The sequence below is a fragment of the Isoptericola croceus genome (assembly GCF_029382255.1).
Lineage (GTDB): Bacteria > Actinomycetota > Actinomycetes > Actinomycetales > Cellulomonadaceae > Isoptericola > Isoptericola croceus.
The window spans coordinates 445,761-471,030 of the sequence record NZ_JARLLG010000001.1 but is presented as its reverse complement, the minus strand read 5'-3'; the positions used below and the strand labels follow the sequence as shown (position 1 = coordinate 471,030).

At 72.5% G+C, this 25,270-nt stretch carries 21 protein-coding genes; 10 read left to right on the top strand and 11 right to left on the bottom strand.

The annotated features are described in order from the left end of the window. Positions 1-80 precede the first annotated feature (80 nt). The 3 genes from topA to PZC42_RS22455 form a co-directional block, all read right to left on the bottom strand. Complete coding sequence (topA, locus tag PZC42_RS02170) at positions 81-2,864, bottom strand: type I DNA topoisomerase (protein WP_277207919.1); 2,784 nt, start codon at positions 2,862-2,864, stop codon at positions 81-83. 171 nt (positions 2,865-3,035) lie between these two features. Further along, entirely contained in the window at positions 3,036-3,170 is a 135-nt protein-coding gene (locus tag PZC42_RS22460) for a carbohydrate-binding protein (RefSeq protein WP_277207917.1), read from the bottom strand. Positions 3,171-3,287: 117 nt separating this feature from the next. Beyond that, on the bottom strand, positions 3,288-4,331 hold the full coding sequence (locus PZC42_RS22455; protein ID WP_277207916.1) for a phosphatase PAP2 family protein: 1,044 nt from the start codon (positions 4,329-4,331) through the stop codon (positions 3,288-3,290). Between the two features lie 245 nt (positions 4,332-4,576). On the opposite strand from PZC42_RS22455, the gene PZC42_RS02155 reads away from it, so the two are divergent. Continuing rightward, complete coding sequence (locus PZC42_RS02155) at positions 4,577-5,989, top strand: TrkH family potassium uptake protein (RefSeq protein ID WP_277209258.1); 1,413 nt, start codon at positions 4,577-4,579, stop codon at positions 5,987-5,989. Between the two features lie 63 nt (positions 5,990-6,052). Here PZC42_RS02155 and PZC42_RS22450 read toward each other — a convergent pair whose 3' ends face one another. Both PZC42_RS22450 and PZC42_RS02145 read right to left on the bottom strand, forming a co-directional pair. Beyond that, the gene (locus PZC42_RS22450) at positions 6,053-6,946 is read right to left on the bottom strand and encodes a CAP domain-containing protein (protein WP_277207913.1); all 894 of its coding nucleotides are present in this window, start codon (positions 6,944-6,946) and stop codon (positions 6,053-6,055) included. A gap of 68 nt (positions 6,947-7,014) precedes the next feature. Then, positions 7,015-7,968 (bottom strand): LysR family transcriptional regulator, encoded by a 954-nt coding sequence (locus PZC42_RS02145; protein ID WP_277207911.1) that lies wholly within the window; start codon positions 7,966-7,968, stop codon positions 7,015-7,017. Between the two features lie 132 nt (positions 7,969-8,100). Between PZC42_RS02145 and PZC42_RS02140 the strand changes: the two genes are divergently transcribed. After that, the gene (locus tag PZC42_RS02140) at positions 8,101-8,862 is read left to right on the top strand and encodes an alpha/beta hydrolase family protein (protein WP_277207909.1); all 762 of its coding nucleotides are present in this window, start codon (positions 8,101-8,103) and stop codon (positions 8,860-8,862) included. Positions 8,863-8,866: 4 nt separating this feature from the next. Here PZC42_RS02140 and PZC42_RS02135 read toward each other — a convergent pair whose 3' ends face one another. From PZC42_RS02135 to PZC42_RS02125, 3 genes are all read right to left on the bottom strand, one after another. Continuing rightward, on the bottom strand, positions 8,867-10,462 hold the full coding sequence (locus PZC42_RS02135) for a DUF7059 domain-containing protein (RefSeq protein WP_277207908.1): 1,596 nt from the start codon (positions 10,460-10,462) through the stop codon (positions 8,867-8,869). Then, complete coding sequence (locus PZC42_RS02130; protein ID WP_277207907.1) at positions 10,459-10,989, bottom strand: hypothetical protein; 531 nt, start codon at positions 10,987-10,989, stop codon at positions 10,459-10,461. Before PZC42_RS02130 ends, PZC42_RS02135 begins: the two co-directional genes overlap by 4 nt. Positions 10,990-11,082: 93 nt before the next feature. Then, positions 11,083-12,273 (bottom strand): hypothetical protein, encoded by a 1,191-nt coding sequence (locus tag PZC42_RS02125; protein WP_277207906.1) that lies wholly within the window; start codon positions 12,271-12,273, stop codon positions 11,083-11,085. 94 nt (positions 12,274-12,367) lie between these two features. Between PZC42_RS02125 and PZC42_RS02120 the strand changes: the two genes are divergently transcribed. Next, entirely contained in the window at positions 12,368-12,910 is a 543-nt protein-coding gene (locus PZC42_RS02120; protein ID WP_277207904.1) for a DinB family protein, read from the top strand. A 109-nt stretch (positions 12,911-13,019) separates the two neighbouring features. On the opposite strand, the gene PZC42_RS02115 is transcribed toward PZC42_RS02120, so the two are convergent. Continuing rightward, positions 13,020-13,721, bottom strand: coding sequence for a helix-turn-helix domain-containing protein (locus tag PZC42_RS02115; RefSeq protein WP_277207902.1), 702 nt, complete (start codon positions 13,719-13,721; stop codon positions 13,020-13,022). A 281-nt stretch (positions 13,722-14,002) separates the two neighbouring features. Between PZC42_RS02115 and PZC42_RS02110 the strand changes: the two genes are divergently transcribed. Beyond that, positions 14,003-15,340, top strand: coding sequence for a glycoside hydrolase family 10 protein (locus PZC42_RS02110; RefSeq protein WP_277207900.1), 1,338 nt, complete (start codon positions 14,003-14,005; stop codon positions 15,338-15,340). Between the two features lie 104 nt (positions 15,341-15,444). Here PZC42_RS02110 and PZC42_RS02105 read toward each other — a convergent pair whose 3' ends face one another. Beyond that, positions 15,445-16,425 carry a LacI family DNA-binding transcriptional regulator gene (locus tag PZC42_RS02105; RefSeq protein WP_277207899.1) on the bottom strand — a complete coding sequence of 327 codons (981 nt, stop codon included), beginning with the start codon at positions 16,423-16,425 and terminating at the stop codon, positions 15,445-15,447. Positions 16,426-16,580: 155 nt separating this feature from the next. Here PZC42_RS02105 and PZC42_RS02100 point away from each other — a divergent pair, with 155 nt between their 5' ends. Genes PZC42_RS02100 through PZC42_RS02075 form a run of 6 tightly spaced genes read left to right on the top strand, consistent with a single transcriptional unit; the run spans position 16,581 to position 22,800 of the window. After that, positions 16,581-18,290, top strand: a complete 1,710-nt coding sequence (locus PZC42_RS02100; RefSeq protein ID WP_277207898.1) for an HAD-IA family hydrolase — start codon at positions 16,581-16,583, stop codon at positions 18,288-18,290. Positions 18,291-18,330: 40 nt separating this feature from the next. After that, positions 18,331-19,308 carry a DUF8171 family membrane protein gene (locus PZC42_RS02095; protein WP_277207896.1) on the top strand — a complete coding sequence of 326 codons (978 nt, stop codon included), beginning with the start codon at positions 18,331-18,333 and terminating at the stop codon, positions 19,306-19,308. Continuing rightward, complete coding sequence (locus PZC42_RS02090) at positions 19,308-21,071, top strand: ABC transporter ATP-binding protein (protein ID WP_277207895.1); 1,764 nt, start codon at positions 19,308-19,310, stop codon at positions 21,069-21,071. Before PZC42_RS02095 ends, PZC42_RS02090 begins: the two co-directional genes overlap by 1 nt. After that, positions 21,068-21,952, top strand: coding sequence for an energy-coupling factor transporter transmembrane component T family protein (locus tag PZC42_RS02085; RefSeq protein ID WP_277207894.1), 885 nt, complete (start codon positions 21,068-21,070; stop codon positions 21,950-21,952). Before PZC42_RS02090 ends, PZC42_RS02085 begins: the two co-directional genes overlap by 4 nt. A 21-nt stretch (positions 21,953-21,973) precedes the next feature. Next, a complete protein-coding gene (locus PZC42_RS02080) occupies positions 21,974-22,492 on the top strand; it encodes a Cro/CI family transcriptional regulator (protein ID WP_277207892.1) in 519 nt (172 codons plus the stop codon). 8 nt (positions 22,493-22,500) lie between these two features. Then, positions 22,501-22,800 carry a HepT-like ribonuclease domain-containing protein gene (locus PZC42_RS02075; protein ID WP_277207890.1) on the top strand — a complete coding sequence of 100 codons (300 nt, stop codon included), beginning with the start codon at positions 22,501-22,503 and terminating at the stop codon, positions 22,798-22,800. Between the two features lie 17 nt (positions 22,801-22,817). On the opposite strand, the gene PZC42_RS02070 is transcribed toward PZC42_RS02075, so the two are convergent. Further along, positions 22,818-25,109 carry a sodium-translocating pyrophosphatase gene (locus tag PZC42_RS02070; RefSeq protein ID WP_277207888.1) on the bottom strand — a complete coding sequence of 764 codons (2,292 nt, stop codon included), beginning with the start codon at positions 25,107-25,109 and terminating at the stop codon, positions 22,818-22,820. Between the last annotated feature and the right edge of the window lie 161 nt (positions 25,110-25,270).

The following is a 25,270-nucleotide window of genomic DNA, read 5'->3' as shown; positions in this document are numbered from 1 at the left end:
CTAGCGGCAGGCGCGGTGCCGTGCCCATGGAGAGCGCTCCCCATCGGCAGCGGGCGGGTGCGGGCAGGCGCAGCCGCCCGCTACTTCTTCGTCGTCGACTTCTTGGCGGGGGCCTTCTTCGCCGCCGGCTTCTTGGCGGGCGCCTTGCGCTTCTTGGGACCCTGCGCGCGCTTCTCCGCCAGGAGCTCGATCGCCCGCTCGGGGGTGATCGACTCCGGGGTGAGGTCGCGCGGCAACGTGCGGTTCGTCTCGCCGTCGGTCACGTACGCCCCGAACCGGCCGTCCTTGACGACGATCGGCTTGCCGCTGGTCGGGTCGTCGCCCAGCTCGCGCAGCGGCGGTGTCGCCGCCCGCGCTCCCCGCCGCTTGGGCTCGGCGTAGATCTTCAGCGCCTCGTCCAGCGTGATCGTGAAGAGCTGCTCCTCCGAGGCGATGGTGCGCGAGTCGGTGCCCTTCTTCAGGTACGGGCCGTACCGGCCGTTCTGCGCGGTGATGTCGTCGCCCGACTCCGGGTCCTTGCCGACCACGCGGGGCAGCGACAGGATCTTCAGCGCGTCCTCGAGCGTCACGGAGTCCAGCGCCATCGACTGCAGCAGCGAGCCTGTGCGCGGCTTCGGCTGCGCGGCCTTCGCCTTCTTCTTCGCGGCGGCCGACAGGTCGGGGTCGATCTCCGGCAGGTCGAGCACCTCGGTGACGTACGGACCGTAGCGGCCGTTCTTCGCCACGATCTCGTTCCCCGACTCCGGGTCGACGCCCAGCACCCGGCCGTCGTCGGCACCCGCGGCGAGCAGCTCGCGCGCCTTGGCCACCGTCAGCTCGTCCGGCGCGATCTCCTCGGGGACCGCGGCGCGCGGCGCCTTCCCCTCGGCGTCGGGCTCGGCGCGCAGGTCCTCCAGGTACGGCCCGTACCGGCCCACCCGCACCCGGATCCCCTCGCCGATCTCCACGGAGTTGATCGCCACGGGGTCGATCTCGCCGAGGTCGGCCACCAGGTCCCGCAGGCCCCAGCTCTGCGCCTCCGCGCCCGAGTCCTGCGCGCTGTCGCCGAAGTAGAACCGGGTCAGCCAGGCGACCCGCTCGCGCTCCCCCGCAGCGATCTCGTCGAGGTCCGCCTCCATCGCCGCGGTGAAGTCGTAGTCGATGAGGCGGCCGAAGTGCTCCTCGAGCAGCTTCACGACGGCGAACGCCAGCCAGGTGGGCACCATCGCCTGGCCCTTGGTCCGCACGTAGCCGCGGTCCTGCACGGTCGAGATCGTCGCGGCGTACGTGGAGGGCCGGCCGATGCCGAGCTCCTCGAGCGCCTTGACCAGGGAGGCCTCGGTGTACCGGGCGGGCGGCGAGGTGGAGTGCCCCTCGGCGGCCAGCTCCGTACCGGCCAGGGCGTCGCCCTCGGCCATGCGCGGCAGCCGGTTCTCCTTCGCCGCGCCCGAGGCCGCGCCGCCGGCCGGCTCGCTCTCGGCGGCAGGGTCGACGTCGCGCGACTCCTCGTACGCCGCCAGGAACCCGCGGAACGTGATGACCGTGCCCGACGCCGAGAAGACGGCGTCGCTGCCGGCCCGCTCGCCCGCACCGGAGCCGAGCGTCGCGGCGAGCCGCACGGACGCCGTCGACCCCTTGGCGTCGGCCATCTGGGAGGCGACCGTGCGCTTCCAGATGAGCTCGTAGAGCTTGAACTGGTCGCCGGAGATCTCGCGGGCGACCTGCGCCGGGGTGCGGAACGAGTCACCGGCGGGACGGATCGCCTCGTGCGCCTCCTGGGCACCCTTGTTCTTCGAGGCGTACAGCCGCGGCGCGCCCGGCACGTACTCGGGGCCGTACAGCTCGGCGGCCTGGCGCCGGGCCGCGTCCGTCGCCTCCGCGGACAGCGCGGGCGAGTCGGTCCGCATGTAGGTGATGTAGCCGTTCTCGTACAGCGCCTGCGCCGTGCGCATCGTCTGCCGCGAGGCCATCCGCAGCTTGCGCGAGGCCTCCTGCTGCAGCGTGGACGTGGTGAACGGCGCGGCGGGCTTGCGCGAGTACGGCTTGGTCTCCAGCGAGCGGACGGCGAAGGACGCGTCGTCGAGCCCGGCGACGACGGCGTGCGCCTCCGCCTCGTCGAGGTGCACGACGCCGGTGCGCACCTTGAGGCGCCCGCGGTCGTCGAAGTCACGGCCCGCCGCGACGCGGTCGCCGCCGAGGCCGGTCAGCCGGGCACGGAAGAGCTGGCCGGCGTCGTCACCCGTCTCGGGTGCGAAGGAGCCGGTGACGTCCCAGTAGTCGGCCGTGACGAAGGCCATCCGGTCCCGTTCGCGCTCCACGACCAGCCGTGTCGCCACGGACTGCACGCGGCCCGCGGACAGGCCCTGACGGACCTTGCGCCACAGCACCGGCGAGACCTCGTAGCCGTAGAGCCGGTCGAGGATGCGGCGGGTCTCCTGGGCGTCCACGAGGTCCGAGTCCAGCTCGCGGGGGTTCTCCAGGGCGCGGGCGATGGCCTCGCGGGTGATCTCGTGGAAGACCATGCGGCGCACCGGCACCTTGGGCTTCAGCGCCTCGATGAGGTGCCAGGCGATCGCCTCGCCTTCGCGGTCCTCATCGGTGGCGAGGAAGAGCTCGTCGGCGTCCTTGAGCGCGGCCTTCAGCTCTCTGACCTTGGCCTTCTTGTCCGCGTAGACCTCGTAGTAGGGGTCGAACCCGTTGTCGACGTCGACGGCGAACTTCTTGTACGGCCCCTTCTTCATCTCGGCCGGGAGCTCCGAGGGCTGCGGCAGGTCACGGATGTGGCCGACGCTGGCCTCGACGACGTAGTCGTCGCCGAGGTAGCTCTGGATCTTGCGAGCCTTGGTGGGAGACTCCACGATCACGAGCTTGCGGGCCTGGGGCATCCGTTCCTGCTTTCCGACGGTGTTGGGTGGTCCTGGGTGGTCCTGGGTGGTCCTGGGTGGTCCGGTGCGGTCCTGTCACGGTACGACACGGACGACGACGGCGGCACTCTACCGAGGAGTGCCGCCGTCGGCGCATCGAGGTCCACAGCTCCCCGCGGGGCAGGCGCCCGGTCAGGAAGCGGGCTCCCACGGGCTGTGCCTCGACGAGCCCGGCTCCTGGTTCCGCGTCCACCACTTCGCGGTGAACGTCGCACCGTCGTGCTCGACGACGTCGCCCGCGGTGAAGATCCGCGACGGCGTCCACACCGCCGTGCCGTCCGCGGTCTCGGTGACCTCCTACCACAGGTGGGACCTGGTGGCGCTACGGGACTGTGACCGCGCACGGTCCGGCACAGGCTGTGCGCTACCTCGCGCGAGGGTGCGCTACCTCGAGGTCTCGCGCGGGCGGGCCGTCGACTGTCGCAGCTGCAGGAGGAGCGCGAACGCCAGGGCGGTGGCCGCCAGCACCCCGAGCGCGCCGGCCGCGTAGGCCGTGACGTCCTCGCCGATCGGTACGGTGCCCGCCTCCGCGAGACGCACGCCGGCGGCCAGCGCGATCCCACCGGCGACGGCGGCACCCAGGAGCAGCAACCCGGCGACGACCGACGAGCCCGGGGACGCGAAGGCGTTCGACCGTGGCAGCCCGGACGGCAGCCGGTGGCGCCGCGGCGCGACGTCGAGCGAGCTCGACGGCGTCAGCGCACAGACCACCGCGCCCCAGGCCAGCACGACGAAGAGCGCGGCCACGACGTCCGAGGGGCGGTGCCACTGGCCGACGAGGGTCGACACCCCCGTGGCACCGGTGTACGCCACGCCGAGCACCGCCATCGCCGGCCGCCACGCCCGCGGGGTGGCGAGCAGGAGCGCGACCGAGACGCTGGCCGCGACCGTCGTGTGACCGCTCGGCAGAGTGTTCTCACCGTTCCAGCCGGGCAGCAGGTCCGGGCGTGTCAGCAGCTGATGCTTCAGCACCTGGGTCGTGAGGTTGGCCCCGCCGACCAGGACCGCCACCTGCAGGGCGAGGACCCACCGACGCCGGACCAGCGCGACGGCCATGGCCGCGCCGAGCCCACCCACCACGAACGCGACGGAGACGACGTCCAGCACCGGTTCGGCCACCTGCCAGAGCTGCCCCTGCCCGTAGGCCGCGCCCGTGAAGGCGAGCTCGTCGAGGGTCTGACCCGGCACCGTCGTGACGAAGAACCGGTAGGTCACCCAGACGGCGACGGCGGCGAGCACTCCGACGACCGCCGCCGTCACCTGCGCGCCCGGCCGCACCCGAGGGCGGGGCGGGGCCGCCACCGAGGCGACCGGCGTCCCCGCGCTGCCGCCGTGGCCAGGACCAGGGGCGGAAGCAGACGCAGGCGCGATCGACGCGGGACCCCCTGGGGGCACCGCGGGCGGGAACTCACGGGTATCGCCGTTCACGCAGGTCACCGTATCCGTTCCGTGTGACAGGGAGGTGGACGACGCGTGCGGTGTGCGCACGAGCTCTGCGCCGACGGCCCCCGCCGGAGAGCAGGGCCGGCAGGTGGGACGTCTTCCCGGATCTCGGTCTTGCAGCGGTGCCTCACGATCTCCGTGGGTGACGTGGCGTGAGCAGGTAGACAGGGCCGGCGCTGCCCGCACGTCGTCCCGCCTCGCGCGTCGTGCCAGACTGGCTGCTCGTGCACATGCTCACTCGGCGCGAGCCGCGCGACCAGGGGCCCTCCCCTGCCAGCCTGCGACGCCGTCCCGCTCAGGTCGTGACGCTCGGGTTCCTCTCCGCGATCACCCTCGGCACCCTTCTGCTCCTGCTCCCCGTCTCGACGACCGGCCAGCGGGCGAGCCTGGTCGAGGCGTTCTTCACCGCGACGTCCGCGGCGTGCGTGACCGGGCTGGTCGTCGTGGACACCGAGACGTTCTGGTCACCGTTCGGTCAGGCCGTGATCCTGGTCCTCATCCAGATCGGCGGGTTCGGCGTGATGACCGTTGCCTCGCTGCTGGGCCTCCTGCTCTCCCGCCGGCTCGGGCTGCGCACCCGCATGGTCGCCGCCGAGTCGACGCACTCGGTCGGGCTCGGCGACGTGAAGAAGGTGATGCTGGGCGCGCTGCGGTTCACCGTGATCGCCGAGGTGCTCCTTGCCACCGTCCTGACGATCCGCCTCATGATCGGGTACGGCGAGAGCCTCGGTCAGGCCGCGTGGTCCGGGCTCTTCCACTCGTTGTCGGCCTTCAACAACGCCGGATTCTCGATCTACGGCGACTCGCTGATGCGGTTCGTGAGCGACCCGTGGATCTGCCTGCCCGTCTGCGCCGCCGTCATCATCGGTGGGATCGGCTTCCCCGTCCTGCTCGAGCTGTGGCGCCTGTCTCGCGCGCGGCACGGGACCGCACAGCGCCGCGCCCTACGCAACCCCTCGCGCTGGAGCATCCACACCCGCCTGACCCTGGGCACGACGGCGATCCTGCTGAGCGTCGGCACCGTCTTCTTCCTGGTGGTCGAGTGGGCGAACCCCCAGACCTTCGGACCGCTGAGCGTTCCCGGCAAGATGCTCGCGGCCTTCACGCAGGCCGTCATGCCACGCACGGCCGGCTTCAACACCGTCGACACCTCCGAGCTCAACCACGGCACCTGGTTCTTCACGGACATGCTGATGTTCATCGGCGGCGGCAGCGCCGGCACGGCGGGCGGCGTCAAGGTGGGCACCTTCGCCGTCCTGGCGTTCATCATCTGGTCCGAGCTCCGGGGCGACCCGGACGTCACCGCGTTCGACCGCCGCATCGCCCGGTCGACGCAGCGCCAGGCGCTGACCGTCGCCCTCGTGGGGGTGGCCGCCGTCGTCGTCTCGACGCTCGCGATCACCGTCTCGGCGTCACCGACGGCGCTGCCGCTCGACCGGGTCCTGTTCGAGGTGATCTCCGCCTTCACCACGACGGGCCTGTCCACCGGCATCACCGCCGATCTCGCCGGCTGGCACCAGGTTCTGCTCGCGGTCCTGATGTTCCTGGGCCGCCTCGGCCCGATCACGCTCGGGACGGGCCTCGCGCTGCGTTCCCGCCACAAGCTCTACCGGCGTCCGGAGTCCGCGCTCATCATCGGCTGAGCCGGAGCGTAGCCGCAGGCTCAGCCGACACCGGTCCAGCCGGAGCCGGAGGCGCAGCGGTGGTCAGCGCCCGAAGACCTGCGTCCACCACGGACCGCCCGCGCCACGGTGCACACCGAGACCGTGACGGGTGAGGTCACAGCTCAGGATGTTGGCCCGGTGGCCGGGGCTGTCCATCCACGCGGCGACCACGGCCGCGGCGTCGGGCTGGCCCCGGGCGATGTTCTCCGCGCCGAGACCCTGCACCCCGGCGGCGTCCGCGCGGTCCCACGGGCTCAGCCCGTCGGGCGTCGTGTGGTCGAAGTAGTTGCGCGCTGCCATGTCCTGGGAGTGGGCCGCGCCCAGGTCGTCCAGGGTGGCGTCCGCCCGGAGTGCCCCGCACCCCGCGGACGCCCGCTCGGCGTTGACGAGCTCCAGGACCCGGGCGGCCGCACCGGTGGGAGCAGGCTGGCCATCGGTGTCGTCGGAGTCGTGAGCGTCGACGTCGGCCGGGTCGCCGGCGTCGGTTGGCGCGGCGCCGTCCTCGGTGCCCGTCTCCGAGGCGGCATCGTCCTTCGTCCCGGAGTCCTTGCCCTCTGGCTCGGCCTCGTCCGTCTGGACGGCCTCGTCGTCCGCGCCGCCGGCGTCCTCGTCCGCCTCGTCGTCCGCGTCGCCGGTCTCGTCGACGTCGCTGTCTGCGTCGCCGTCCGGACCGGCACCGCCGTCCGGACCGGTCCCACCGACCGGCAGGTCGCCGCCGTCCGCCAGTTCGCTCTGGACCAGCGCCTCGGCGAGGTCCTGCGAGACGTCGGTGAGCGCCGCCGCGGAGACGTCGTCGGACGCCAGGTGGTCGCTGATGCGGATCGCGCCGGGCGCGACCGCCGCGGTCACGAGGACGAGCCCGAGCCCGGCGACGAAGGTCGCCAGCAGCGCCGCCAGCTGACGCAGCCCGCTGACTCTTCCTCGTCGACGCGACACGTTCGCACCGTAGCGGCTGGGCTCGCCCGGCGGAAGGGCCTGCGGAAAGATCCGGCGGCGGGACCGTCCTACAGCGCCGAACCCTGGGCGATCACGTACCGCTCGTAGGCCGGGGTGCGGCGCACGGCCTCGGCGTGGGCGTAGACGGCGGCCGAGCGGACGACGTCCACGTCGAAACGCTCGACGGCGTCGCTGCGCCAGCCCACGTACTGCGTCCAGCGCAGCGGCTCGCCCTCGAGCGCGACCGCCCGGACCCCGGGCAGGTCGAGGAGCAGCGGCTGCACGAGCGCGATGGCATGGCCGCCCTTGACCTGCTCGACGGCGGAGGCACGCTCGGTCTCGCTGACCTCGCGCGGGGTGAACCCCGAGCGGGCGCACGCGGCGACGAAGCACCGTTCGAAGCACCCGTCCCCGGGTGCGGAGAGCCAGTTCTCCTGCGCCAGCTCGCCGAGGGGCACCTCGTCGTCACCGGCGAGACGGTGTTCCTCCGGCAGCAGCACGAACACCGGGTCGGTGCGCAGCCGCGTCCATTGCACGCCGCCGTCGGTCGGGAGGACGGCGTCGCCGCACGCACCTACCAGCGCGAGGTCGAGGGTTCCGTCGGCCAGCCGGACCGCCGCCGCGTCCGCCGACCAGGACGTGAAGGACGTGACCGTGACCCCGGCGAGGTCGACGCGCAGCCGGTTGAGGAAGATCCCACCCAGGACCGTCGAGACGGTCCCGACGCGCAACGCCGTGGCGGCGTCGGGCCGGGCGAGGACGTGGCGGCGCACGTCGTCGTGGAAGGCTTCCATGGCCGGCAGCAGGACGCGGGCGTGCCGCAGCACGAGCTCGCCCAGCAGGGTGGGCCGCGTACCGTGCCGGTCGCGGACGAAGACGGGGCCGCCGAGGGCCTGGTCGATGCGGTTGAGCTGTGCGGACAGTGCCGGCTGCGCCATGCCCAGGGCCGCGGACGCCTTCGTGACACTGCCCTGCTCGGCGACGACGGTCACCAGCCTCAGGTGCCGGAGGTCGATCTCCATACCGAGAAGATATCCCCGTCAGAGCATTCGTGGGATGACCTGTTGATCACAGTCTGCGCCGGTGGACCTTCATACGCGTGAAACACGCATCGTGGGCAGACTGGCACCACCGTACCGAGAAGGGGGAGCACGATGGCAGAACGCGTGACGTTCGCGTCCAGCACCGGGCCGCAGCTGGCCGGGATCATCGACGAGCCGCAGGGCGAGGTGCGTGGCTGGGGGCTGTTCGTCCACGGGTTCACGCTCGGCAAGGACTCGCCCGCCGCCGCGCGGATCTGCAAGCAGCTCGCGGCCGAGGGCATCGGCATGCTGCGCTACGACAACCTCGGGCTGGGCGACTCCGAGGGCGACTGGGGCGACGGGTCGTTCACGGTGAAGGTCGCGGACACGGTTCTCGCGGCCGAGCTCATGGCCACCCGCGGCACGCCGGTGGCCCTGGTGGCGGGGCACTCCTGGGGCGGCGCCGCAGCCATCGCGGCAGCGCCCGAGATCCCGGACGCCCGGGCCGTGGTCACGGCCTGCGCGCCGTTCGACCCGAGCCACGCCGAGCACCACTACGACGACCTGGTCGACCAGGTCCTGCAGAGCGGCAACGCGGTCTGGCAGGTCGGGGGCAAGCGCCTCAACCTCAAGCGCGGGATGGTCGAGGACGTCCGGGCCGCCGACCTCGCCCACCGCATCCCGGAGCTGGGCCTGCCGCTGCTGGTCATGCACTCCCCCACCGACAACACCGTGGGGATCGACAACGCGAGCGAGATCTTCCGGGCGGCACGGCACCCGCGCAGCTTCGTCTCCCTGGAGGGTTCCGACCACCTGCTGACGAAGCCGGGTCAGGCCCAGCGCGCGGCCCGCATCATCAGCGCCTGGGCCGAGGCCTACCTCACGCGGGGCTGATCGCTCAGGCAGGCGCGAGGAAGCCGTCGCGGACCAGTTCGCGCACTGCGGGCAGGAGCTCGGCGGCGAGGTCCGACGCCGGCACGTCCAGCAGCGTGGCCAGCGCACCCACGGTCCGGCCGACCGTCAGCTCGCCGTCGCAGACGCCCACGAAGGCCGCCAGTGCGGTCGAGGCATGCACCCCGCGGCCGAGGCCGTCACCCTGGCGCACCACGATCACGTTCGGGTCGGCCGCACCGGGCGTGAGGTAGCGCTCCTCGGTGACGTCGTGAGCGACGACGAGGCACGTGTCGGCGAGCGCCTCGTCGTCGTGGTCCTCCAGCCAGTCGTGGGCGGCCAACGACGCGGCGAGGTGCCCGCCGAGCGGCTGGCGCACGGACCCGTGGTGCTCCTCCAGGCGTCGCAGCGTCGCGCGCCCGGCGGACGTGCCGCCGTCGGCCGCTGCTCCGGCCGGACGACGCAGCGTGACGATGCCGAAGCCGACGGCCTCGACGTCGCGCGAGGCGAAGTCGTCCAGCCAGGCACCGTAGGCGGCAGCCCAGGCGGCCGGCTCCCGGCCGGGGGTGGTCCCCCCGTCGCGGATCCAGGTCTCGGCGTACTCGGCGGGGTCGAGCAGCTCGCGCTCGATGACCCAGCCGTCCAACCCGGAGGCGTCCAGCCAGGCACCGACACGCTGGGTCCACGGCTCGCCGCGGCGGTGCTCCCAGTTCACGAGCATCTGCGCCACCCCGCCCGGGGCGAGGACCGAGCCGACGCCCGTGACGAGGTCACGCACCAGGTCGTCGCCGGCCCGGCCACCGTCGCGGTACTCGAACTCGCCCAGCGCCTCGGCCACGGCGGCGCCCGGCGCGCCCGCGCGCGGCGTGATGACGAACGGCGGGTTGGAGACCACCAGGTCGAACCGTTCGTCAGCGACCGGCTCCAGCATCGAGCCGTGCCGCAGGGTCAGGTCGGCGCCCGGCGCGTTGAGCACCGCGTTGAAACGGGCGAACTCCAGGGCCCGGTGCGAGATGTCCGTGCCGACCACCGACCCGGCGTGCCGGGCGGCGTGCAGCGCATGGATGCCGCAGCCCGTCCCGAGGTCCAGCACGCGGCCGACCTGGTCGCGCACGGTGACCTGGGCCAGCGTCGTGGAGGCCCCGCCCGCGCCGAGCACGTGGTCACCGGCGAGCCGACGTCCGGTCGCGGTCTCGCCGAGGTCGGAGGCCAGCCACCAGCCGACGGGTCCGGTCGCGTCCGTGGCGGCGTAGGGGCGCAGGTCGACGGTGGCACGCACCGGGTCGCTGCCGGCCTGCCCGGCAGCCCGCGCCAGCCCGAGCCGCGTGACGCCGTCGGCCCCGACGCCCGGCAGTGCGGCGTCGAGCGTCGCGCGCGGCACCTCCTCGCCGAGGAGGAAGAGTGCGGTGAGCGTGCCCCGTGGGTCGTCCCGACCGGCCAGCGCCCGGCGGGCGGGCAGCGTCTGCTCGCGGTGCAGCGCGGCGGAGGCGACCTCGCCCAGCAGGTCGCCGACGCCGTCGACGGTGAAGCCCGAGAGCTCCAGCGCATCCCGGAGCGCCTCGACCGACCTGGTGTCCCCCGCCGGCGGCGGCGGTGAGGTCACCCGCGGCACCCGGCGTCGAGGTAGGTGGTCACCGACTCGTGCGCCGCGGTGGCCCGGGCCGTGTCCACGTCGGTGATGGCCAGCGTCGTCGCCGAGGCGACCGCCTGGGCGTCGTTGGTGTCGATGTCCTCGAACGCGCCGACCGCCTTGGTGAGGTAGGCCGTCATGCCGTCCCAGCCGGGCACGTCCTCCGTGTCGTCGACGGAGGTGATGGACCGGTGGGCCTCCCGGAACCCCGCGACCAGCAACCGCGGGTGGTCCTCGTTGATCCCGGCCAGGGCGCGGTTGGTCTCGGCCCACGCCTGCTGGAGCTCGAGGCACTCCTCGCTGACGCCCGACGAGGCCTCCTCGTCGCTCTCGCCGTCACCCATCGAGAGGTCGGAGTCGATGGAGATGGCCGGAGCAGGTTCGGGGGAAGGGTTCGCCGTGTCCTCGGACGAGCTGCAGGCGCCGACGGTCGTCCCGGCGAAGAGCGCGACCGCGAGGGCGACGGCGGTGCGGCGGGTGCGCAGACGGGGGGTCAGCATCCCACCATGGTGGCGCACCTTCCGAGCGTGCGGGAAATCGAGGGACTGCCGCGTGAGGCGTCTCACGCGGCAGAACGGACGAGACCGGACGAGTCAGGTGGTGCAGTTGGTGCGGAGATAGTCCGTGATGCGCTGCGACGAGGCGGTCATCGCCGCGGTGTCGAGCTCCTCCAGCGCACCGGCGACGGCGTCCTCGACCTCGTCGTCCTCGACGCCCTGCGCGGCGTCGGCTGCCGCGGTGACGTAGGTCAGCACGGTCGCCCAGTCGGTGATGACGGCACCAGGGGGGGTGACCACGCTGAGCGCGTCGCGCGCGCCGACGAATCCCGTCCTCAGCGACCTCGGCGACTCGACGTCCATGCGGACCTGCGCGGACGCCGCGCGCGACCAGGCGACCTGGGCTGCCGCGCACACCTCGGGGGCCACCTCGGCGACCGCCGCGTTCGCGGCGTCCGAGCTCGCGTCGGCGTTCCCGCCGATCAGGTCCATCCCGGCGCCGGCGCCCACCCCGGCCACGAGCGCCAGCCCCCCGGCAGCGACCAGGGCGACGCGCCGGGCGAAGAAGCCCGTCGCCCGACGGCGGGGCAGCGCGGTCGCCGCCGACCGGGCGCGCGCCGTCAGGCCCTGCACGACGGCGGCACCTCCCGGCGCGCGGTCCCTGCGGCCGGCACCCGGCCCGCCTCGACGCGACGTGCGGGAACGGCGCGACGGAGCGGGTTCCGGGTCGGTGGCGGCGCGAGCGCCGGGGGCGAGACCGAACGCGTCGGGCGGCGTCGGCACTCCCGCGGCCTGCTCACCGGCGGAGGAGCGACCGCTCCGGGCCTGGCGGCGCGAGGATTTCTTGCGCGACGTGCGGCCCTTCTTGCGCGACGTCCCGGCGGCCTCGGCCGTCCCGGCGAAGACGTCGTCGAGCGCCGGGACATCGGTGGCGACGGCGGGGCTCGCCCAGGGCAGCGCCGCCTGCGCGGGGGAAAGCTCCGCCGCGAAGGGCGCATCTGCTCCGTCCGTGGCGAAGGGTGCTTCCGATGCGGGCGACGCGGCAGGCGCGGAGTCCCAAGCGGGCGCGGAGTCCCAGGCTGGCGCGGGGTCCCCGGCGGGCTCAGGGTCCCAGGCTGGCGCGGGGTCCCAGGGCGCAGGTTCTGAGGCTGCCGGGGCGCCCCAGGGTGAGGCCGGCTCGGAGCCACCGGCCGCCACCGGGCCGAACGGGAAGCCTGCCTGACCTGCGGGGACGAAGGCTCCGTCGTCGGGCGGCAGCGCCTCGTCGTCCGCTGTGCTCCGCCTCATGTTGGCGAAGGCTACCCAATGACACGCCGAAGGTGTCCAGATCGTTGCCTTCCCGACCTTGACCTGGATACCCCTCGACCGCCAGATTGTGCGGGTGAGCGCAACGATGACGGGTATGTGGGTCGAACCCGAGCAGGATCCGCGGACCACCGGCGTCGACCCGGTCGGTGAGAAGGAGACCCTCTGGGAGTACCTCTGCCGGTATCGCATGACGCTCGTCATGAAGTGCGAGGGCCTCGACGCCGAGCAGCTCTCCCGGCGCAGCGTGCCGCCGTCGAACCTGTCCCTGCTCGGGCTGGTGCGCCATCTCGCGAACGCGGAGCACCACTGGTTCACGCGCGTGCTCCAGGGCACCGTCGCGCCCGGTCCGTTCGAACGCCCGCGCGCCGTGGACGTCGACTTCGACGAGGTCTACCCCACCGAGGAGTGTGCCGACGAGGCCTGGGAGGCCTGGCACGCCGCCGTCGAGGCCGCGGACGAGCAGATGATCCACGAGGAGCTGGGCCGCGAGGTTCCGTTCGACGGCGGATCTGTCGAGGTGCGCGACGTCATCATCCACATGGTCGAGGAGTACGCCCGCCACATGGGCCACGCCGACCTGCTGCGCGAGTGCATCGACGGGCGCACCGGGCTCTGAGCAGGACGAGTCTCAGACTCGGGTAGCGTGCAGCCGTGCGAGCTCCGCGACGTTCGGCCACGGCGACCCCCACCCTCCTGGTGGACTGGGGATGTCGAATATCGGACGGTCAGGCACGGAAGTCCTCCAGGGCGCTATCGAGCCCGTCCAGCCCTGCACGGCGTTCACGCACATCGAGCGACTCGGCGAGGTCCAGTGCGGCCAGCACGACATCCCGGCCGGCAAGGTCTCGGACAACGTCGAGATCCATGGACGTAGCCCGCAATGTGACGCGTCCGGCGTCGTCGCGGCTCAGTCCGTGCCGCGCCACCAGCTTTCGCACGTCCGCCGTGGCGACATAGCCGTCGACGACGTCGGTCGCCGACAACCCGAGGCGCCCTTCCGCCTCTCGGGTGTGGACCACCTCGCCGAGCAGGTATCGGCCAGCACTCGAGTGCGCGGCGTAGCGCGTCACCCGCGCCCTCTCGCGTGCCCTCTCGACCAACTCTGACGAGGAGATCCGTCCGAGCCGCTGCTTGAGCCGTGACCTTTGGCTGGCGCCGATCCAGCTGTCGCGCGCACCGGACAGCAGGGCGACTGCCGTCCACGCCGTCTCGTTGGACCAGGCGCGGGTGTGCGAACCCGAGCGGACAGCCAGGAACCTCTCGACCGAGCTTTCGTCAACCAGGCCACGCGCCACCGGTTGCAGGTCCCCTCGCGCGACAAGGTGCTGCACCTGCCGCACCGAGATGCCCAGCCTCTCGGCAGCATCTGAGACCGCCACCAGACCCACCATGACAAACAGTTTCGCTTTCACGAAGCTATCCGTCAACAGCGTGCGGCGGGCAACGCCACAGTCTCCTCGTCGCCTGGTTCGTGATCGAACCCTTCGTCATCCACCCGTTGGCCGCCCCGGCGATCTTGCACTCCTCGTCAAGCGCCGCATCATGTCCCGCTCGATCTGGATGGCCGATTCCCGCGGCGGTCCAGATGCGTCCCTGCACGAATCTTCGAGAACGATTGTGAAGTCCCCCCAAGGACGCTACGGTCCATCTCGAAAACCTTTTCGTTCGGACGGCCAACGGCGGCCGTCCAGGGAGGACAGGATCAATGATGACCCGAGCACTACCCACGAGAAGCACGGCGAGACGGCGGACCTCCGCGCTCGCCATCCTCGCCGCCCTGCTGGTCACCACCGGCATCGGCGTCGGCTCCGCCCAGGCCGCAGGGTCCACCCTGCAGGACGCGGCGGCCGAGACCGGCCGGTACTACGGCACCGCCATCGCGGCCAACCGGCTCTCCGACTCGCAGTACACGACCATCGCGAACCGCGAGTTCAACATGATCACCGCCGAGAACGAGATGAAGATGGACGCGATGCAGCCGCAGCGCGGCAACTTCAACTGGGCCAGCGGCGACCGGATCGTCAACTGGGCCCTGCAGAACGGCAAGCAGGTCCGCGGTCACGCCCTCGCGTGGCACTCCCAGCAGCCCGGCTGGATGCAGAGCATGGAAGGGCCGGCCCTGCGCACCGCCATGCTCGACCACGTCACCCAGGTGGCCACCTACTACCGCGGCAAGGTCCACTCCTGGGACGTGGTGAACGAGGCGTTCGCTGACGGCTCGTCGGGAGCCCGCCGCAACTCCAACCTGCAGCGCACGGGCAACGACTGGATCGAGGCGGCCTTCCGCGCCGCCCGCGCCGCCGACCCGCAGGCCAAGCTCTGCTACAACGACTACAACATCGACAACTGGAACCACGCCAAGACCCGGGCCGTGCACGCCATGGTCTCCGACTTCAAGGCGCGTGGGGTGCCGATCGACTGCGTCGGCCTCCAGGCCCACTTCAACCCGGGCAACCCGGTGCCGAGCGACTACCACGTGACGATCCAGAACTTCGCCGCCCTGGGCGTCGACGTGCAGATCACGGAGCTGGACATCGAGGGCTCCGGCACCTCCCAGGCCGAGCAGTACCGCGGCGTGCACCAGGCCTGCATGGCCGTCGCGCGGTGCACGGGCATCTCGGTGTGGGGCGTGCGGGACACCGACTCCTGGCGCGCCTCCGGCACCCCGCTGCTGTTCGACGGCAACGGCACCAAGAAGGCCGCGTACCACGCCGTCCTCGACCAGCTGAACAGCGGGGACGGCAACCCCAGCGGACCCGGCACCCCCGGCACCCCTGGTACCGGCACCTGCTCCGTCTCCGTCACCCGCGGCGAGTCCTGGGGCGACCGCTTCAACACCACCTTCCAGGTCACCGGCACCGACGGCTGGGTCGTGCGGATCAACACCGGCTCCGGCCAGTCCCTGCAGAACTCCTGGAACGCCTCGGTGTCCGGCACCACGGGCACGCTGACCGCCACACCGAACGGCAACGGCAACAGCTTCGGGATCACCCTCTACTCGAACGGCAACACCACCACCCCGACCGCCAGCTGCACACGCGCCTGACGGCCTGACAGCCCTCCCGCAGCCGACCCGGCTCCCGGGAGACCACCGATCCCCATCTCCGGGTGCACCGCCGCCCGCGGCCCCGGAGGTGGGGATCCGTCGTCTCAGCTCGAGGCCCGGACCACCAGCCGTGGCTGGAGGACCTCGTGGACGTCCTCGACCCGCCCGTCGAGACGTTCGCGCAGGAGCGCGACCGCCCGTGAGCCCATGACGTCGCGCTGCTGCTGCACGCTGCTCAGCGCGGGCCGGGCACGGCGGGCGAGCACCGTGTCGTCGTAGCCGACGACGGCGAGGTCGGCCGGGACGCGCAGCCCGGCGTCGAGAGCATGGTCCAGCACGTCGCTCGCCTCGACGTCGTTGCGGGCGAACACCGCGGTGGTGCCGCCGTCGAGCAGCGCGTCGAGCGCCGCCGGGGCCGGTTCTACCACCCGCACCTCGTCGCCGAGCCTGGCCGCACGCATCGCGGCCTCGTAGCCGCGGCGTCGGGCACGGCCGGCCGGCCGGGTCGACGAGGTCACGTGGGCGATGCGCGCATGTCCTCGGGCGGCCAGGTGCTCGACGACGAGGGCCGCGCCCTGTTCGTCGTCGTTGTTCACCGAGTCGATGCCGGCGACCGGCTCGGCCGTGCGACCGACCATGACCACCGGCGCGCGCCGGGCGGCCGCCGCGAGCACGTCTTCCGGCACCCAGGAGGACACGACCACGAGCCCGTCCACGCCGAGGTCGAGGAGCTGCTGGACGCGGTCCGCGAGCCGGCCCCGCTGCCGGGAGCCGTGGGCCAGCACCACGGACAGCCCGGAGTCCTCGGCCGCCTGCTCGACCGACGCGACGATCTCCGTGTGGTACGGGTTGTCGAGGCTGGAGATGACGGCACCGAGCATCGTGGAGCGGCCCTGCTTGAGGGTGCGCGCGGTGAGCGACGGGCGGTAACCGACGTGCTCGGCGACGGCGAGGATGCGTTCCCGTGTGCGCTCGGAGACACCGGCGTCGCCGCGCAGGGCGAGCGAGACGAGGGACTTCGACACCCCGGCGGCGGCGGCGACGTCGACCAGGGTGGGCCGGGAGCGGGCTGAGGCGGCGGGCACGGGCCCATCCTGCCCATCCGGCGCAGGCGACGCCAGGTCGACGCGCAGCCCCGAGAGTTGGACAATCTGGAACGTTCCAGAAGTTCTGGCGGCGTTCACCGTGCCGCCACCGACGCGACGCCGCCCGGTCGCCGCCCGTCCCTAGCGTCGCCGTCGTGACGATCGCCCCGAGCCCCGAGAACGCCCCCGCCACCCAGGGGACCACCGACCTGCCCGCCGCCCTGCGCACGCGCCCGGCGGCCCTCCTGCTCGACTTCGGCGGCGTCGTGCTGACCACGAGCAAGCGCCCGGGCGGGCTCGACACCATGGCCGAGCACCTCTCCGCCGTGCTCGCCCGCGCCGGTCATCACCGCTCCCCCGCGGAGCTCGTCCCCGTGCTGCGCGGCGGCAAGAAGGCCCTCAAGGACTGGAAGAACGCCTCCTCACGGCTGCTCGCCCCGACCGAGCTGGACCACCGCACCATCTGGCGGGAGTTCTACGGCTCGCCCCTGTCCGCCGCCGAGCGGGAGGTACTCGCCGGATCGGCCGGGCAGCTCCAGCAGACGATGACCCGCACGCTGACCGACCACACCGTGCGTCCCGGCGTCCGCGAGCTCCTGGACCTCGCCCGACGGCTCGGCGTACCGGTCGGCATCGTCTCCAACGCGCACTCCGGCCGCACCCACCGGGCGATCCTCGCCGAGCAGGGCATCGCCGAAGCGTTCGCCGTGCAGGTCTACTCCGACGAGGTCGGGATCCGCAAGCCCCATCCCGGCATGCTCGAGCTCGCCGCCCGAGCCCTGGGCACCACGCCGGAGCGCTGCTGGTACGTCGGCGACACGTTCGACCGCGACGTCGTCGCCGGGCGCCGCGCCGCCGTCGCCGGGCTGATCCTTACCCGCGACCACCACACCGACCGGCCGCCCTTCCCGGTCGCCGAGGAACCGGACCTCGTGCTGGAGGACCCCCGCGGCCTCGTCGCCCTGCTCGACGCCGCCACCGCCGTCGAGCACCACGAGGCTCCACGGCCCGGACCGGTCCAGGGCGACCAGGTGGGCGGTGTGAGCGCACTGCTGCTCGACCACGGCGGCGTCATCGCCGTCTCGCGGCCCGACGACGCCACCCGCCGCGCGTTCGCGGCCCGCCTCGCGGCAAAACTCAGCGCGGCCGGGTACCCGACGAGCACGGACGAGTCGGCCGACGTCCTGGACCGGGCACGCACTGCCCACAAGGCCTGGAAGAACCGCCACGAAGCCGGGACCGACGGCGTTGCCGCGGTCGAGGAGATCGACGCCCGGACGTTCTGGGTGGACCTCGTGGGCCCGCTGCTGGACCACCACGGACCCGGCGTGCGGCACTGGCTGCGCGCCGAGGCGCACGCCCTCGTGGTCGACTACGCCCGGACCAAGTCCACTCCCACGGTGCGGCCGGGAGTCCGTGAGCTGCTGCTCGCGGCCCGGGCCGCCGGTGTCCCCGTCGCCGTCGTGTCCAACACGGTGTGCGGGCGGGCGGTCCGCGAGGAGCTGGTCGAGCACGGCCTCGACGACCTGGTCGGCGCGCACGTCTACTCCGACGAGCTGGGCCGGCGCAAGCCCGACCCGACCACCGTCCGCACCGCCCTGACCGCGCTCGGTGCCGACCCGGCCCGCGCGGTCTTCGTCGGCGACAAACCGCACCGCGACGTCGCCGCGGCCCGGGCCGGCGGCGTCGGGACCGTCGTGCTGGTCCGGGGCGGTGCCACGTCCGACGAGGCGCTGGCCGCCCTGCCGGCCACCGGCCCGCTGCGGGCCGATCATCTCGCCGCCGACATGACCGCGGTCGCCGCACTGTTCGAGGCGCTCGCAGCGCACCCGGCGGCCGCCCCCAGACCCGGCACCCGCCGGTAGCCCACGAATGTCCCGAGACGAACCTTCGAGGAAGGCACCCATGTCCAGCAACGTCGCCGCCACGGTCGACTCCGTGCGCAGCCGCCTCCCGCGGTCGGAACAGCTGTCCGGCTCGCAGAAGCTCATGATCCTGGTCCTGTCCATGACGCTGTACGGCGTGGGCGACATCGTCGCCAGCGTCGTGCCCGAGATCCAGGTGGGCCCGCTCGAGCTCGGCGTCTCCTACTTCGCGTTCATCGCCGTGGTGCTCGCGGCGCTGCTCTCCCCCCTCTGGGTGGCCCTCGGCGCCCCGCTGGGCGAGCTCGTCTTCTCCGACATGCTGCTCGGTGACTTCGGTGGGCTCAGCGAGCTGGAGGGCTTCCTCCAGACGGCCCTGGCGATCTACGTGGCCGGATGCCTCGTGCGCAACCCGCTCAACCGCGTGCAGGTCGCCCTCGCGCCGGTCGTCATGGTGCTCGTCGACAAGGTCAGCGGGGGCGTCGTCGACATCCTCAAGGTGGTCATCGGCATCGACCCCGAGTCTCTCGAGGAGGCTGACGGCCTGCTGGCAGCGTTCCTGCTGGCCGAGGGACTCGACATCGTGGTGACCGTCGTCTTCTCCGGCATCCTGTTCGGCGCGCTGCCCGCACTCTGGCTCACTCCCCGCCTGTACGGGAAGATCGAGCCGATCATGGGGCTGCGCCCGCGTGACCCCCAGCACCCGCCACGACTGACCGGGCCCGCCGGGACCCGCTTCTGGCCCGTCGCGGTGCTGGCCGTGCTCGCCGCCGGCGCGATCGCCCTCTTCGCGACGTGGGAGGAGTTCGTCGGCCGCGCGGACGGGCTGGCCACGCTCGGCTCGTTCGAGCCGGACTTCGTCGACCAGTTCGGTGAGGCATGGATGTGGGTGGCCGGGGCGGCCGGCCTCGCCGTCGGCTTCGGGATCTTCCTCCTTGTCGCCGTCCTGCGGGCACGCCGCTCCCGCGACGCCGCCACGCTGACGACCACGTCCGCCGACGACGACGAGGCGAGCTTCTGATGCCGGCGCCGACCACCGTGGCGGCACCCCCACCGGCCGCCCCGACGACCCTCGTCCCGGCGATCGAGGTGCGCGGACTGACGTTCCGCTACCCCGGGGCCGCACAGGACTCGCTGCACGACGTCGACCTCACGATCGAACCGGGTGACTTCGTCGCCGTGGTCGGCGGCAACGGCTCGGGCAAGACCACGCTGTGCAAGGCGTTCAACGGGTTGGTCCCGCACTTCTGGAACGGCGACATCTCCGGTCGCGTCCGGGTCCACGGCCGCAGCACGGCCCGTCGGAGCGTGGGCGAGATCGCGCACGACGTCGGCTACGTCTTCCAGGACTTCGGCAACCAGCTCGTGCGCCCCACCGTGCGCGACGACGTGTCGTTCGGCCCCCTCAACTTCGGCCACGAGGACTGGGCCGAGCGCACCGATCGCGCCCTGGCGGCCCTCGGCCTCGCGAGCGTCGCCTCGACCCACACCTGGCAGCTCTCCGGCGGGCAGCAGCACCTCACGGCCCTCGCGGGGTCGCTGGCCCTGGCGCCGTCGATCCTCGTGGTCGACGAGCCGGCCGCCGAGGTCGACCCCCGTCGTGCCGCCGTCGTGTACGACCACCTGACACGGCTCAACCGCGAGCAGGGCATCACCGTCGTCGTCATCGAGCACCACGCCGAGCTCATCGCACGGTACGCGCGCAGCGTGGTGCTCATGGCCGACGGTCGGGTGCGCTGGCACCTGCCGGTGCGCGAAGCCCTCGCCCGCCGCGACGACCTCGCGGACGCGCACGTGCCCGACCCGCAGGTCGTCGCCCTCGCCCGCGAGCTGGTGCCCGCCGTCGCCCGCGGGGAGGAACCGGTACCGCTCACCGTCGACGAGTGCGCCGACCTGCTGCGCCCGGTCGCCGGCGCCGCCGACGTCGCGCTGCCGCCCACGCCGAGCGGCCGCGGGCCGCTCCTCGCCCGCATGACCGGCGTGGAGCACGGCTACCGCACCGTCTCCGGCGAGCGCAGGACCGTGCTGGAAGGACTCGACATCGAGCTGCACGAGGACGACCGGGTGGCGCTGGTCGGCTCCAACGGTGCGGGCAAGTCGACCCTGCTCTCGGTGCTGTCCGGGCTGGCCGTGCCCCGCACCGGGACGGTCGAGGTCGACGGCCGCGACACCCGCTCGGTCTCCGCCGCAGGGCTCGCCGACACCGTCTGCTACCTCGTGCAGCGACCGGAGGAGATGTTCCTGCAGGACTCGGTGCGCGCCGACGTCGGGATGCACCCGCGCGGGCGCGGCCTGACCGACGCCGACGAGCTGGTCGACGAGGTGCTCGCCCGGGTGAACCTCACCCGGTTGGCCGACCGGGACGGACGGCTCCTCTCGGGCGGCCAGCAGCGCCGGGCCACGCTCGCGATCGGGCTGGCCATGCGCCCGAGGCTGCTGCTGCTGGACGAGCCGACGTCCAGCCTCGACCTCAGCTCGCGCGACGACGTGATCGCGATGCTCGACGCTCTGAGCGGCCACATCCGCTGCACCGTCGTCGCCACGCACGACATGCACCTCGTCGCCGAGTGGGCGAACCGGGTGATCGTGCTCGACCAGGGGCGTGTCCTCGCGGACACCGACCCGCAGACCCTGTTCGCCTCACCCGCCGTGCTCGAGACAGCGCGGCTCGTCCCGCCGCAGGTCACGCAGGTGGGTGCCGCACTCGGCATGGCAGTGCCACCCCTGAGCGTCGACGAGCTGGTGCGCCGACTCTCGACCCGACCGACCGAGGAGCCCGCATGACCGCCGTCGCCCCCGCCGCACCGACCATGGCCACGTCGGGCCCCGACGGGAGCACCGGCCGCAAGGCCCCCAAGGCGACCACCCGCTCCGGGTTCGACCGGATGTCCGTCGAGTGGGTCAAGCTCGAGCTCATGCGCGTCGCCTACGCCACCCGCGGCGGGTTCCTCGCCCGGCGCGACCCCCGGGCGGTGCTCGGCTGGTACCTGCTGTGCGCCGTCGCGCCCTGGCTTACGTACTCCACCCCCGCGCTCGCCGTGTTCTTCGCCGTGGCGCTGGCGTGCGCGCTCGCGGCCCGGATCGGCCCGCTCCTGCTCGGCCTCTTCACCCTGGGCCTCCTCGGGCAGGCGGCGTACGTGCTCGTCCTCGTCTTCGTGCTGGGAGGCAACGCTGCCGCGATCGACGGACTCCTCCAGATCTCGCTCAAGCTCGGCGCGATCTCCCTGGCGTCGATGGCGGCCTTCGTCTCGCTGGACCCGGAGAAGCTGTCCGACGGGCTCCAGGCGCTCCGGGCACCGGCCGTGCTCGGCTTCGGCGTCAGCTACGGGTACCGGATGGTCTCCCTGCTGATCGACGAGTTCCAGACCATCGTGGACGGACACCGCCTGCGCGGCACACCGCCGCGCGGGCACGGCTTCCTGGGCTGGCGGACGGCCACCCGCATCGGGACGATCGCCGTCCAGGCGTTCTACCCGCTGATCCTCAACACGGCCAAGCGGACCCGGACCACCGTCGAGGCGTTGGAGACGCGCGGCTTCGCCGGCACCTCCGGCGACGACCAGGGACGCCGGCTCCGACTGGCGCACCTGCGCTTCACACTCGCCGACGCCGCGCTGCTGCTGGTGACACTCGTGGTCGTCGTGGCGACGCTCGTCCTCCTGTGACCAGCAGACCACGGTTGCCCCATGGCAACCAGCGCGTATAAGTTCACTTATATGTCGCCAGAGGATGAGTTGCTCGATCGAATCGCCGAGCTTTCGGAGGAACGGAGCGCCGTCGAGGAGCATCTCCGCGCCACACTGCTCCGAGCTACCGCGTCTCGTGTCCCCCAAACGAGGATCGCGTCGGCCTTGGGCGTCTCACAGTCCGCGATTTCGCAGGCGATCGCCACGGCGCGAGCGCAAGCCCTTGGTCGAGGGCCTGCGGGACGCGCCGTCCTGGCACACCGCCGTGAGATTCTCACGACCTCCCGACGCCACCAGGCGCACGACGTCCGAGTCTTCGGTTCGGTCTCACGCGGTGAAGACACCGACGCGAGCGACATCGACTTCCTAGTCCGCATGCCTGGCGCCGGCATGCTCGCCGTGAGTTCCCTGGCAGAGGAGCTCGAGAGAGTTCTCGGGCGACCGGTGGACGTGCTGCCCGAGCACCTGATCAAGTCAGACGCTCTCGCGGAGGTTGAGCGCGAGGCAGTCCCGCTGTGAGGCGGACTGTGCGTCAGCACCTCGACGATGCCATGACTCACCTTGAGGCCCTGAACGCTCATGCTTCACGCTCCGATGTCAGCGACGAGATCGTCGTGGACGCGTGCGCCTTGCGCCTCTCGGCGGCGATCGACGCCGTGTCGCAGGTACCGGCGACCATCCGCGCAGCACACATCGACGACGCCGAGTGGCGAGCGATCCGTGGCATGCGCAACCGCATCGCACACGCCGACGCGATCGTCGACCCAGCCGTCGTCCGACAGTCCATCGCCGAGGACGTCTCGTCCCATATCCTGAGATTTGTCTAGAATGAGCCGAGTGCGCCCTATCGGACGACGATGGCGGGCTCGTTCTCCTCCTCCGACTCCCGGTCGACGCGCGCCGCCCGCAGGCGGGAGAGCACGACGGCGCCCATCGCGATCCCGGCAGCGACCACGGCGATCGAGATGCGCAGCACGTGGTTGGCGTCCGCCGGCACCGACAGCATGACCACGGCGGGGGCGATGAGCAGCGAGACCAGGTTCATCACCTTGATGAGCGGGTTGATCGCCGGGCCGGCCGTGTCCTTGAACGGGTCACCCACGGTGTCGCCGATGACGGTCGCGGCGTGCGACTCGGAGCCCTTGCCGCCGTAGGCGCCGTCCTCGACGATCTTCTTCGCGTTGTCCCAGGCGCCGCCGGAGTTGGCCAGGAAGATCGCCATGAGCACACCCGCACCGATGGTGCCCGCGAGGAACCCGGCCAGCGGACCCACACCGAGACCGAAGCCCACCGCGATCGGCGCGAACGCCGCGAGCAGGCCCGGCGTCGCGAGCTCGCGCAGCGAGTCCTTGGTGCAGATGTCCACGACCTTGCCGTACTCGGGCCGCACCTCGTACGTCATGATCCCGGGGTTCTCGCGGAACTGGCGGCGCACCTCGTACACGATGGCGCCCGCGGCACGTGTCACGGCGTCGATCGCCAGCCCCGAGAAGAGGAACACCGTGGCCGCCCCGAGGATGACCCCAACCAGGGTGATCGGCGAGATGATCTCGTAGCTCAGCATCGAGGTCACGAGCCCACCACCGACCGTCGCGACCTCGGCGACCGCCGTCTCCACCGCGTCCGCGTAGGAGCCGAACAGCGCGGTCGCGGCGAGGACCGCCGTCGCGATCGCGATCCCCTTGGTGATCGCCTTGGTGGTGTTGCCGACCGCGTCGAGGTCCGTGAGGATCTGCGCGCCCTCGGTGTCCACGTCGCCGGACATCTCGGCGATGCCCTGCGCGTTGTCGCTCACCGGCCCGAACGTGTCCATGGCGACGATGACGCCCACCGTGGTGAGCAGGCCGCAGCCCGCGAGCGCCACGAGGAACAGCGACAGCCAGATGGACCCGCCGGCGAGGAGGAAGACGCCGCAGATCGCGGCGGCGATGACGCCGGCGGTGTACACGGCCGACTCGAACCCGACACCGACACCGGAGAGCACCACGGTGGCCGCGCCGGTGCGGGACGTCGCCGCGACGTGCTTGGTCGGCTTCGAGTCGGTGCCGGTGAAGTAGCCGGTGATCCACAGGATGATGCCGGCCAGGACGATGCCGATGAGCACGGCCAGCGACGCGATGACGCGGGGGTCGGCGGTGACCCCTGTGAGGTCGGCGGTGCCGCCCAACTGGTCGAACGAGCTCGGCAGGTAGGCGAAGGCCGCGACGGCGGCGAGTAGTGCGCCGACGACGGCGGAGACGTAGAAGCCGCGGTTGATCGCGGCCAGCCCCGACTCGCCGCGTCGGACCCGGGTGATCGCGACGCCGAGGAGGGCGACGAACGCCCCCACCGCGGTGACGACGAGCGGGAACACCAGACCCTGCTCCCCCATGACGGCCTTGCCGAGGATGAGCGCCGCGACGAGCGTGACGGCGTAGGACTCGAAGAGGTCGGCCGCCATGCCCGCGCAGTCACCGACGTTGTCGCCCACGTTGTCGGCGATGGTGGCGGCGTTGCGCGGGTCGTCCTCCGGGATGCCCTGCTCGACCTTGCCGACCAGGTCGGCGCCGACGTCGGCCGCCTTGGTGAAGATCCCCCCGCCGACGCGCATGAACATCGCGAGGAGCGCCGCGCCGAACCCGAACCCCTCGAGCACGGCGGGGGCGTCGGCCCGGTAGATGAGCACGACGGCCGCGGCACCGAGCAGGCCGAGCCCGACGACGGACATGCCCACCACACCACCTGTGCGGAAGGCGATGCGTGCCCCGGTCCGCCGTCCGTCCGGCTGGGTGGCGGCCGCGGCGACCCGCACGTTGGCCCGGACGGCGAGCCACATGCCGAGGTACCCGATCGCCGCGGAGAACCCGGCTCCCACGAGGAACGCGACGGACCGTCCGATCCGGACGCCGCCGTCGCCCGGCAGCAGGAAGAGCAGCGCGAACACGACGACCGCGAACAGCGCCAGGGTCCGGAACTGCCGGCTGAGGTAGGCCGACGCCCCCTCCTGGACGGCATGGGCGATGTCCTGCATCTTCTCGGTGCCCTCGCCCGCGGCGAGCACCTGCCGGCGCAGCACGGCCGCGCAGACGAGTGCCGCCAGGGCGATCACCGCGATGACCGCGACGATGGTGATGCTGTCGGAACCGAGTGTGAGCATCCGTCCTCCTCGACGTGTGCCACGCGCCGCCCCGGGTCACCGTCGACCCGAGGCGGAGCGTCCGTTGAAGACCCCGCCGTCGCCGTTGACGGCGGGATGCGCGTGAGTCTACTCACGTGTGACGGCTGTCACGAGCCGACATGTGCCCTGAGCATCCACGA